The organism is Photobacterium carnosum (assembly GCF_021236965.1).
Classification (GTDB): domain Bacteria; phylum Pseudomonadota; class Gammaproteobacteria; order Enterobacterales; family Vibrionaceae; genus Photobacterium; species Photobacterium carnosum.
In genome coordinates this window covers 142724-153116 of record NZ_WMDN01000009.1, presented here as the reverse complement: position 1 = coordinate 153116, position 10393 = coordinate 142724, and the positions used below count along the sequence as shown (strand labels likewise).

Sequence of the window (10393 nt, the reverse complement as noted above, 5' to 3'; positions counted from 1 at the left end):
ACCTTGCTGACCTTGTTGCTGCTGGTCTTTGTTACCTTGCTGACCTTTTTGCTGCTGGTCTTTGTTACCTTGTTGACCTTTTTGCTGCTGGTCTTTGTTACCTTGCTGACCTTTTTGCTGCTGGTCTTTGTTGCCTTGCTGACCTTGTTGTTGTTGGTCTTTTTTTCCTGACTGTTCCTTATTTTTCTGCTGTTGTTTCTGCTTTTCAGCTTGCTGAACAATGGCTAAATTCTTTTTAGCATCAGCAAAGTCAGGTTGTTGTTTTAATAGCTTTTCATAAGTTGCTGCCGCTTGTTTATAATCCCCTTTTTGAGCATAAGCATTACCAAGATTATATTGTGATGTTGGATCTTGTAGTGGTTTTAGTGTCGCTATCGCTTGTTCATATTGCTTAGCTTTATATTCAGCAATACCTTTCCACTGTGGCGACGTGAAATCTTGTGCTGCCTGTTTATAATTACCACCAGTAAATGTTTCATATGCTTGGCGGTTAGTGTTTGTCCATGGGCTTGCTTGAGCGTGATCGATGGGTAACAAAACAAACATTGCTGCTAAAACAATGCCGCGACGAAATCCCAGTAGAGCCAATAAGAGTAATGGAATAATTAACCAGAAACCGCCATTTAGACGTTCTTGTAGCTCTTTTTCATGGCCTTTTTTGCCATTATCTAAAGGCTTTGCTGTGAAGTTAGCAATAGCATTAACATCATTATCAGTTGTTTGTGCCATTTGTAATATGCCACCTGTGCTGTCAGTAATTGACATCAGTGTATTGATATTAATTTTACTGATTACTGGTGTGCCATTTTCTGATAATAAACTGCCATCAGGAAGTTGAATTGGAGCGCCCTCAACGGTTCCCATCGCCAGAATAGAAACGCGATAGTGAGTCCCTTTGAGGTCGGTCAATGCTTGCTTTGCGACAGCCTTAGTCATTCCATCGGTCATTAAAATGATGTCACCAGTATTGTGACCTGCTTGTTTAAGTAATCTTATCGCTTCAGCAATACCGGCCGCTGCATTATTACCCGCAATGGGCATAACATCGGGTGACAAGCTTGGAATTAAATTACGTAATGTACTGCTGTCGGTGGTGAGAGGGCTGACTTCATAGCCATCGCCAGAGAAAACAACAAGACCTGTACTGCCTTCTTTCCAGCTCGGTAACATATCTAAAGCTTTAAATCTTTCTTGGGTTAAGCGGTTAGGTTTAATGTCGGTGGCGTACATTGATTGTGACATATTCATCACTAGCACTCGCGCGCCACTAAGGCTATAAGCGGGAAGTTTGACTTTTTGCCAACTAGGTCCTGCCATAGCAACAACAACAATAAGCCAGCCTAATGCTAATAAAGCCATCGGCCATGTTTTGGGCTGTTGTTGAGTTAGACCCAGTTTTTGCGCAAGGTGGGGAGCAATTAAGCCTGAATGCTGTGCTTTGCCTTTTAACCATGGCAGAACAATGATCAAGGGAATGAATGCAGCAAACCATAATGGGTGCATAAAGGTAAAATCAGCCATGACGTTTCCTCATGAAAGCGATGATAACGGATAAAAGCAATGCTAACGCTAATGGATAACGGAATAGCTCATCACGTGGTCGCCACGTTTGTTGAGCATTATTAACGGGTTGAAGTTTATTGATCACGTCGTAAATTTTTTCTAGCTGCTGTGGATTTCGTGCACGGAAATACTCACCACCCGTCATCGCGGCGATCTTGCTTAATGTTTTTTCATCTAGATCAGATGATGGATTAACAACCCGATCACCGAAGAAGCCTTTTTGAATCATTTTATCAGCGCCAACACCGACGGTATAAATTTTAACGTGGCTTTCTTGGGCCAGTTTTGCCGCTTCAATTGGACCGATAACGCCGGATGTATTACCACCATCACTGAGTAAAATAATCACCCGCTGTGGTGCTTTACTGTCAATAAAGGTTTTTGTTGCCACCCCAAGTCCTTCACCAATTGCAGTGCTTTGGCCTATTAAGCCAAGGACAGTACGGTTGAGCTGTTGTTCAACGGTTTTGCGATCAAACGTTAATGGCGTTTGTAAGTAGCCATGATCAGCAAAAATCACTAACCCAAGACGATCTCCTTTGCGTTTAGCAATAAAATCAGACAGTACATGTTTCACAGCCGTTAAGCGGTTAATACTTTTACCATCTTTGGTTACCATATCAGGGATCGCCATTGATCCTGAGAGATCGACCGCTAATAACATGTCACGGTGCTCTGGTTTTATTTCTATTGGATCGCCATACCACACTGGTCGTGCTATCGCACACACAAGGCTTACCCAAACTAAAGACATTAATACTTTTCGAATAATAGAACTGGGCTGTTTTTGACCAACGCCTTGCGGTAATTGAGGTAAATGGATTGCCGCAGGTTGTGCAACGGGTTTACTTAATCGATAAACTAGCCATGCTAATGGCAATAAGGCCCATGCCCATAGCCACACAAATTCAAACATTGGATGACTCCTTGGTGATCACACACTCATGATTATCATGACTTATGGTTTTAGCTGGCAGGGCATATTGTAGCCATAATAATGCCTGTTGCTGACAATCATTAAATTGCGGTTCTGTTAATGGTATCGAGGAGAAAAGCCCTTGTTGCCACGATGATTGTTGATCAATAAAACCACGGTATTTAAGCGGTAACTGTTGATCAAGAAATAGTAACCATTGCGTACCTGTTAAAGGGGCAATAATGGAACGGGGGAAATAGCTTAATGCTGCTTGTTTTAATAAGACATTAATAGCTGTTAATCCGCCCTCAAAGTGATAACTTTTTAATATTGCGATGGCTTCTTTTTTCGCCACAATATGTTGATTACGGCGGTGAAGTTGGTAACCCACAGTAATGATTACAATCAGGCTTACAGTAATCACCGCCCACCATCCCCACGCGAGTGGCCAATAGCTTGGTACTGTGTGAAGATGAATATCTGCCAATGGTAATGCTGGTGCTGTCAGTGTTGTCATTACCTTATTCCTTGAGAATGAGCGCCAAGCTGTTGTAATAAGGGTTGTGCAGCCGAGAGACTATGTAATGGAATGGCAAGGGATGTTGCCATTTCATGAATAAAATTCTGATGGGTTTGATATTGTTGACTGAGTGAATCACGTGTTTTTTTTGCTGAGAAATCTAGCCATGCTGATTGTTTATTATCGGTTACATGCTCATAGCCACGGAATTGTGTTTGTCCTTGTTCGAGAGGATCATAAATTTGGACAAATTGAATACGATTATGTTGTCGAAGTTGGCTTAAACGACGTTTATCTGTGGCTTTTAAGGTGTGAAAATCACTGATAATAACAATTTCGCTGCCTTTGGGGCAGAGATAATGTAACCGTTTTAACGCGATTGAAAAACCATCGTGACGGCTGGTATTGATTGCTTGTAGTGCGTCATGTTGAGCTGAAATTAATGCATTGATGATCTGTAATGGTCCCCGCTGACGGGCGGTAGGTTTACACTCGATGGTGTTAATTCCATTATAAATGACAGCACCGATACGATCTTGTTCATCAATAGCTAACCAGCTTAATAAACTGGCAAAATGCGCAGCCTGTACCGATTTCAGCATTAATTGTGAGCCAAACTGCATGCTACTACTGAGATCAATAAAGAGCATGATCGGTTGTTCACGTTCTTCGGTAAATAATTTGGTATGTGTTTTTCCTGTACGCGCAGTCACTCGCCAGTCAATAGATCGAATATCATCACCTGCCTGATAAGGACGCACTTCAGAGAAGTTCATTCCACGTCCTTTATGACGGCTTTGATGGTGACCATTGAGCTGAGACCAAATGCTTTTAGCGGGTGCCAGCCATCTTACCGCTTGATTTTTATATTGCAGTAGCTCTGCTAGACACACATTGACGCCATCGCTATGAGGTGGCAGCGCTACGTTGATGTGTGTAGTTTTCATAAGCTAGCAACCTGCGAAATAAGTGTTTCAACAACACGATCTGCTGCAATACCTTCCGCTTGTGCTTCATAGCTTAATAATAAACGATGACGTAATACAGGATAAGCCATTGTTTGAACATCTTCTGGTGTTACAAAATCACGGCCATTTAACCAAGCATGTGCACGAGCACAACGGTCAAGCGCTAATGTCGCACGAGGACTCACTCCCATTTGCAACCATGATTGTAGTTGTTCACTAAAGCGATGTGGTTCGCGTGTCGCCATCACTAAACGAATAATGTAATGCTCGACGTCATCAGCCATATGAATGTTTAAGATTTCTTTTCGTGCGGCAAAAATATCACTTTGGCTAAGACGAACGGGTTCTGCTTTTTCTATGCCAAGTGCTTCACCACGATTAAGGCGCAGAATTTCAAGTTCACTTTCTGCATTAGGGTAATCAACATTCAATTGTAATAGAAAGCGATCTAACTGTGCTTCTGGTAGTGGATACGTTCCTTCTTGTTCGATTGGGTTTTGTGTCGCCATCACTAAAAATAGTTCAGGTAATGGGTATGTTTTACGTCCTGTGGTAATTTGTTTTTCAGCCATTGCTTCTAACATTGCCGCCTGCACTTTTGCGGGGGCACGGTTAATTTCATCAGCAAGCACTAATGAATTAAAAATAGGTCCGGGTTGAAAAGTGAATTCAGCCGTTTCTGGACGGAAAATATCAGTACCTGTTAAATCTGAAGGCAATAAGTCTGGTGTGAATTGGATGCGGTGAAAATCGCCTTCGATACAATCAGCCAGTACTTTTACTGCCCGTGTTTTTGCTAATCCTGGAGGACCTTCAACAAGAATATGACCATCGGCCAATAATGCAATTAAAAGCTGTTTGACTAAATTAGGTTGACCGATAACCTGACTTTGAAGGTAATCACTTAGGCGCTTAAATGTGCTTGCTAACATATAAATATTTCCTTTGGTATTCAAAAGACTGAAGCTGAAACAATTGTTTTTCGGACTACTAATATTTGATTAAGTTCACATTTAATTATCTTATTGATGAATGGTGAGCGTGAAAATTATGTGCTTGATAGAGTAATTATTATGTTTAATTTCATATCGACGATATTTATAGATGTAATTCATGAATTGTGATTTGTGATTTTGTGCCATTTTTGTAACATTTTCAGCGAAAGTAAAAGTATAGCAATCGTTATCGTTTTAATAATTTTGCCTAGTCGTTTTTATTTTGAAACATCATGCCATGAAATTTACGGCAACATAATGATAACAACTTAATGTGATGTCATTTTTATGTAATTATAAGATATTGACAGATATGATTTTTTTATTTTTGAGTAAATTGTCAAATAATTTTAAATGTTAAAATATATGTTAGTATTATTTGCTAGTGATTTGGTTGTTAATAATCACAGTGAATGGTTTTAAAAATGTTAACTCCTTTGCTTGCCATAGATATGCATCTGTGTTGTTATATTTGTCATATGCAATATGTTTGTAATTAATAAGAGTTATGTTGAAGTTGTTATCAGAAAAATGATAACTAAATGTAACTATAAATAATGACAAACCAGCTTGAAAATTTATTTAAACAAATACAGATAAGATCAAAGGAAGGAGCCTTGGAAATGAAAAAAGTAGCATTAGTGACAGGTGCTAAAGGTGGTATCGGATCTTCAATTACTCAGGCTTTAGTTGACGCAGGCTTTCGTGTTATTGCCGCCTATCATCCAAAGAGCGAGCAATCAGCTAAAGAGTGGTTTAAGGAGAATAACTACTCCAATGAATCAGTGAAGTTGCTGCCATTAGATGTGACTGACACGGCATTTTGTAAAGAATCATTAACCGTATTATTAGAGCAAGAAGGCCATCTTGATGTGTTGGTCAATAATGCTGGTATTACTAAAGATACCATGTTTAAGCGTATGACCGCTGAGCAATGGAATGATGTGATTAATACAAATCTCAATAGCTTATTCAATGTTACTCAACCTTTGTTTGAGTCTATGTGCCAACATGGTAACGCTCGTATTATTAACATCACGTCAGTTAATGGTTTAAAAGGACAGTTTGGTCAAACGAATTATTCGGCAGCTAAAGCAGGCATGATTGGCTTTACTAAAGCGCTCGCAGCTGAAGGTGCTCGTGCTGGTGTGACGGTAAATGCAATTGCCCCAGGTTACACAGGTACGGCAATGGTTGAAGCGATTAAACCTGAAGTACTTGAATCAATCAAAGCAGAAATCCCAATGAAACGCTTAGCGCAACCTCAAGAAATTGCGGCAGCGGTTGTCTTTTTAGCAAGTGATGCTGCGGCCTATATTACTGGCGAAACATTGTCAATAAATGGCGGTTTATACATGCACTAATTGTGGATGTTGTAACAAAGACAAAATAATAAATCATATTATAGAAAGGATGCAAAATATGGCTAAGGTATACATTGTTGCCGCAAAACGTACCCCAATCGGTAGTTTTAATGGTGCGTTAAAATCAGTTTCTGCAGCACAACTCGGTGCGGTTGCAATTAAAGGTGCATTAGCGCAAATCAACGTACCTGTTGATGCGATTGATGAAGTTATTTTAGGGAATGTTGTTGGGGCTGGCCAAGGTATGGGTCCTGGACGTCAAGCGGCTATTTATGCTGGTTTGCCAAATGAAGTTCCTGCTTATTCTCTTAATATGGTTTGTGGCAGTGGAATGAAAGCATTAATGGATGCAGCTGCACATATTAAAGCGGGTGATGCGGATCTTGTGGTTGCTGCTGGTGCTGAAAATATGTCACAAATTCCATTCTGTGTATCATCAAAGATCCGTGATGGTCAGAAAATGGGTAACCTTGAGTTAACTGATCTTTTAGTTGCTGACGGCCTAACCGATGTTTTCAATAACTACCACATGGGTGTAACTGCTGAAAATGTAGTCGCAAAAGTAGGTTTAACCCGTGAGCAGCAAGATAACTTTGCACTTGCCAGCCAGCAAAAAGCAGTGGCCGCAATTGAAGAAGGACGCTTTGTTGCTGAAATTTGCCCTGTAGAAGTGGTTAGTCGTCGTGAGACGGTTGTTGTTGATACCGATGAATACCCAAAAGCAAATGCTTCGATTGAAGATTTTGCTAAGTTACGTCCTGCTTTTAACCGTGACGGTTCTGTTACTGCGGGTAATGCTTCTGGTATTAATGATGGCGCAAGTGCAATTATTGTCGCATCTGAAGCCGCGGTTGCTAAATACAATCTGACACCATTAGCCGAAGTTGTAAGTTATGCTCAAGCCGGTGTCGCGCCTGAGCTTATGGGGCTAGGCCCTGTTCCTGCGGTACTTAAAGCATTAGAAAAAGCAAATCTTGTAATTGAAGATATTGATCTTCTCGAATTTAATGAAGCCTTTGCTGGTCAAGCATTAGGTGTATTCCACGAAGTAGCCAAAGAAACGGGTACTAAAGTGGAAGATTTAGTTGAGCGTGCGAACGTAAATGGTGGTGCAATTGCACTCGGTCACCCTTTAGGTGCATCTGGTAATCGTATTCTTGTCAGCTTACTACATGAAATGTGCCGTCGTAATAATAAATATGGCATGGCAACATTATGCGTAGGTGGCGGTATGGGTACTGCAGTTATTTTAAAATGTGTGTAAGAAAATAAACTAATACAATCAGTGTGATACTACTTATATGGTCACACTTTTATTACTATCAATGAGGAATGTTTTATGTATACGGAAATGTTTAAATCTTTTTCTGAGCAAACAGAAAAAACACTAGCACCATACGCAAAATTCAACAAAGTATTTGCTAAAAATGTTGAGCAACTAACTGAGCTTCAATTATCAGCTGTACGTGCTTATAGTGATCTTGGTTTAAAGCAACTTCAAGCGGTTAGCGAAGTAAAAGATATTCAATCTTTAACTGAGTTTAATGGTCTGCAACTTGAAACATTGACTACGCTTTCTCAACAGCTTATCAATGATAGCAATAAATTTTCTTCAGTAGCACAAAGCTTCAAAGCTGAAGTTGAAGAGTTTGTTGCTGAGAATGTTAAACAAGCAACGCCTGCTGTTTAAATCACGATAAACTACACTGTTGTGTAGTTATCTGATGCTTATGTTAATCAGCTATATAATACGATTATATGGCTGATTACTTAGTCCAAGTACAAGGTTTTTGTTATGAACAATCACTTCTTTTCGGACTACTTTGCCAGGCTCCAAGATATGAACCAGTTATGGTTGAAGGAGCTAGACTCCGGCAAGGCAGCCATGAATACCCCGGTAACTAAAGCGCTTAATGAAATGAGCTTGGAAGATACCACCCAATTTTTAGAGAAAGCTGCGGCTCAGCCTGGTGCTTTAGCTAAAGTCCATATGGATTGGTGGGAAAATCAACTTAAGATTTGGCAGAATGTTGCCGCTGGTAATACAACAGCAGAAAATGCCATTATTAAGCCAGCCAAAGAGGATAAACGTTTTGATGATCCTGCATGGGAAAATGAAGCTTTTTATAATTATATTAAGCAATCATATTTGTTATTCAGTGACACAATGCGTGAAACAATTGATTCAATTGAAGGTGTTGATGATAAAGCAAAAGAGCGTTTAGGCTTCTTTTCTCGTCAAGCTATCAATGCGTTATCCCCAACAAATTTTGTAATAACCAACCCAGAATTAGCTAAATTAACTGTTGAAACGAATGGTGAAAATTTAATTAAAGGGATGGAATTGTTCCAAGAAGACATGAAAAGCAGTGCTGATGTATTAAAAATTCGAATGACCAACGATAGTGCGTTTGAATTAGGTGTTAATATCGCTTGTACTGAAGGTAGTGTAGTTTTTAAAAATGAGTTATTTGAGCTTATTCAATATAAACCTCTGACTGAAACGGTTAATAAAACACCGCTTTTAGTTGTGCCACCTTTTATTAATAAATATTACATTCTTGATTTGCGTGAGCATAATTCAATGGTCCGTTGGCTCGTTGAACAAGGACATACAGTATTTATGATGTCTTGGCGTAATCCAGATGAATCATCGAAAGATGTTGATTTTGATCATTATGTTTTAGACGGTGTAGTAAAAGCTATTGATGCAATTGAAGATATTACTGGTCAAAAGCAGATTAATGCAGTTGGTTATTGCATCGGCGGCACATTATTAGCGACAACATTAGCGTATTGTGCAGCTAAACGTCTTCGTAATCGTATTAAATCAGCGACATTCTTTACCACATTATTAGACTTCTCTCAGCCAGGTGAAATTGGTGCTTATATCAATGATCCAATTATTACGGCAATTGAAGCTCAAAATGATGCTAATGGGTACATGGATGGACGTTCGCTTAGTGTGACTTTCAGCTTATTACGTGAAAATAGTTTGTATTGGAACTATTACATTAATAATTATTTGAAAGGCAATAGCCCACTTGATTTTGATTTGCTTTATTGGAATGGTGATAGTACTAACGTGGCGTCTAAATGTCATAGTACGTTGTTACGTCAATTCTATTTAGAAAACAAATTAGTTGAAAAGAAAGGCTATAAAGTCGGCGGTATCTATATTGATTTGAGCAAGATTAAAGTACCTACATACTTTATTTCGACGCAAGAAGATCATATTGCTTTATGGCAAGGTACTTACCGTGGTGCTAAGCAGTTAGGCGGTAAATCAACATTTGTTCTTGGTGAATCAGGCCATATCGCGGGGATTGTAAACCATCCGCAAAAGAACAAATATGGTTTCTGGGTTAACGATAGTAAAGAAGAAAATGCTGAGGCTTGGTTTGCAGGAGCTAAACGTCAGGATGGTTCTTGGTGGACACATTGGAATGTATGGTTAACTGAGTTTAGCCCTGCAGAACAAGTGCAACCGTATGAAATTGGAAGTGAAACCTATGCATCGTTATCTGTTGCACCGGGTGATTATGTAAAACAAAGGCTACCTATTTCTGAATCTTAATTGCGTGACTATTCTTTAAGCCCAGATTATTCTGGGCTTTTTTTTAACTTTAATTTATGGAAAGTATGATAATTATCTTTTAAATGATTCAATTGTATTGATTTACTATAGATTAAAGCAATAAGGATAGAATATGCATTTTTTAAAGCGGGGATGGATAGTTATAATAGGTAGTATTAGTTTTGTTACTATCAGTTACGCAAAGCAATACAGCACGGATAATATACCTGTGATTCAACCTGTCGCTGAACTTCAGTTAAATACATTACCACAACGTCAGTGTTTATATGCTGGAAAAGGGTATTCGCTGGGGGCTATTATCGCCATGGATAATCTTGTGTTGGAATGTCGTTCAGCACAAGAGATTGAGTTAAATGGCTCTTTAAAATGGGTGGTACGTCAGCTTCCTGCGGTATCTGTAACACCATTAGGACATAAATAATAAAGCCAGCATCAGATTGTATGTTGTATGAATATACAAAATATAACT

Annotated in this window: 10 protein-coding genes; 5 read left to right on the top strand and 5 right to left on the bottom strand. The window is 39.3% G+C overall.

Translation table 11 applies throughout. The features are described 5' to 3' along the window. The 5 genes from GLP24_RS10855 to GLP24_RS10835 form a co-directional block, all read right to left on the bottom strand. Positions 1–1521 (bottom strand): VWA domain-containing protein (locus GLP24_RS10855; protein ID WP_232616005.1); only part of this gene is annotated, 1521 nt, incomplete at its 3' end. Then, the gene (locus tag GLP24_RS10850) at positions 1514–2479 is read right to left on the bottom strand and encodes a vWA domain-containing protein (protein ID WP_232616004.1); all 966 of its coding nucleotides are present in this window, start codon (positions 2477–2479) and stop codon (positions 1514–1516) included. The genes GLP24_RS10855 and GLP24_RS10850, both read right to left, overlap by 8 nt. Then, complete coding sequence (locus GLP24_RS10845) at positions 2472–2996, bottom strand: DUF4381 domain-containing protein (RefSeq protein WP_232579506.1); 525 nt, start codon at positions 2994–2996, stop codon at positions 2472–2474. The genes GLP24_RS10850 and GLP24_RS10845 overlap by 8 nt, the downstream gene beginning before the upstream one ends. Beyond that, the gene (locus tag GLP24_RS10840; RefSeq protein WP_232616003.1) at positions 2996–3946 is read right to left on the bottom strand and encodes a DUF58 domain-containing protein; all 951 of its coding nucleotides are present in this window, start codon (positions 3944–3946) and stop codon (positions 2996–2998) included. The genes GLP24_RS10845 and GLP24_RS10840 overlap by 1 nt, the downstream gene beginning before the upstream one ends. Next, the gene (locus tag GLP24_RS10835) at positions 3943–4899 is read right to left on the bottom strand and encodes an AAA family ATPase (protein ID WP_101767893.1); all 957 of its coding nucleotides are present in this window, start codon (positions 4897–4899) and stop codon (positions 3943–3945) included. The genes GLP24_RS10840 and GLP24_RS10835 overlap by 4 nt, the downstream gene beginning before the upstream one ends. A 686-nt stretch (positions 4900–5585) precedes the next feature. Here GLP24_RS10835 and GLP24_RS10830 point away from each other — a divergent pair. The 5 genes from GLP24_RS10830 (at position 5586) to GLP24_RS10810 (ending at position 10345) form a co-directional block, all read left to right on the top strand. After that, entirely contained in the window at positions 5586–6326 is a 741-nt protein-coding gene (locus tag GLP24_RS10830) for an SDR family oxidoreductase (RefSeq protein ID WP_232575325.1), read from the top strand. Between the two features lie 58 nt (positions 6327–6384). Next, positions 6385–7590, top strand: a complete 1206-nt coding sequence (locus GLP24_RS10825; protein WP_232616002.1) for an acetyl-CoA C-acetyltransferase — start codon at positions 6385–6387, stop codon at positions 7588–7590. 75 nt (positions 7591–7665) lie between these two features. Continuing rightward, on the top strand, positions 7666–8016 hold the full coding sequence (locus GLP24_RS10820; RefSeq protein WP_101767896.1) for a phasin family protein: 351 nt from the start codon (positions 7666–7668) through the stop codon (positions 8014–8016). Positions 8017–8121: 105 nt separating this feature from the next. After that, positions 8122–9903: a class I poly(R)-hydroxyalkanoic acid synthase gene (gene phaC / locus GLP24_RS10815; protein WP_232583321.1), complete on the top strand. Its 1782-nt coding sequence runs from the start codon at positions 8122–8124 to the stop codon at positions 9901–9903. Between the two features lie 229 nt (positions 9904–10132). Beyond that, the gene (locus GLP24_RS10810) at positions 10133–10345 is read left to right on the top strand and encodes a DUF1496 domain-containing protein (protein WP_232603858.1); all 213 of its coding nucleotides are present in this window, start codon (positions 10133–10135) and stop codon (positions 10343–10345) included. Positions 10346–10393: the final 48 nt, after the last annotated feature.

Excerpts from the sequence above, each read along its gene's own strand:
- GLP24_RS10835 (WP_101767893.1), bottom strand. The coding sequence starts at position 4,899 with ATGTTAGCAAGCACATTTAAGCGCCTAAGTGATTACCTTCAAAGTCAG.
- GLP24_RS10820 (WP_101767896.1), top strand. The coding sequence starts at position 7,666 with ATGTATACGGAAATGTTTAAATCTTTTTCTGAGCAAACAGAAAAAACA.
- phaC (WP_232583321.1), top strand. The coding sequence starts at position 8,122 with ATGAACAATCACTTCTTTTCGGACTACTTTGCCAGGCTCCAAGATATG.
- GLP24_RS10830 (WP_232575325.1), top strand. The coding sequence starts at position 5,586 with ATGAAAAAAGTAGCATTAGTGACAGGTGCTAAAGGTGGTATCGGATCT.
- GLP24_RS10825 (WP_232616002.1), top strand. The coding sequence starts at position 6,385 with ATGGCTAAGGTATACATTGTTGCCGCAAAACGTACCCCAATCGGTAGT.
- GLP24_RS10850 (WP_232616004.1), bottom strand. The coding sequence starts at position 2,479 with ATGTTTGAATTTGTGTGGCTATGGGCATGGGCCTTATTGCCATTAGCA.
- GLP24_RS10845 (WP_232579506.1), bottom strand. The coding sequence starts at position 2,996 with ATGACAACACTGACAGCACCAGCATTACCATTGGCAGATATTCATCTT.
- GLP24_RS10840 (WP_232616003.1), bottom strand. The coding sequence starts at position 3,946 with ATGAAAACTACACACATCAACGTAGCGCTGCCACCTCATAGCGATGGC.